Source organism: Kluyvera chengduensis, assembly GCF_044197065.1.
GTDB classification, from domain to species: Bacteria; Pseudomonadota; Gammaproteobacteria; order Enterobacterales; family Enterobacteriaceae; genus Kluyvera; species Kluyvera ascorbata_C.
In genome coordinates this window covers 1-299 of sequence record NZ_JBIQOI010000037.1, presented here as the reverse complement: position 1 = coordinate 299, position 299 = coordinate 1, and the positions used below count along the sequence as shown (strand labels likewise).

Sequence of the window (299 nt, the reverse complement as noted above, 5' to 3'; positions counted from 1 at the left end):
CCGTAATGGATATAGTTACCCGCGATGTCTTCGTTAATCGCCTTAGAGCCGGACCAGATGGTCAGGTTAGACGGTGCCAGGTCAGCGGAGCCGCCGAGGAATTCAGGCAGCAGAGGACCGAAGGCTTCAATCGCGTTCTGAGACGCTTTACGGCTGGCGATTTTCGCCGGGTTAGCCTGCAGCTTAGCGATGAATTCGTTCGCTTTCGCGTCGAAGTCAGACGGCATGTCACCTTTCATACGGCGGGTGAACTCTGCGGCTTCCTGCGGGAAAGCTTTCGCATAAGCGGCGAACTTGTC

1 pseudogene is annotated in these 299 nt (G+C 56.2%); it reads right to left on the bottom strand.

What is annotated here, in order from left to right:
* A pseudogene (locus tag ACH1XZ_RS23260) lies at positions 1–299 on the bottom strand (transketolase); the annotation flags it as partial.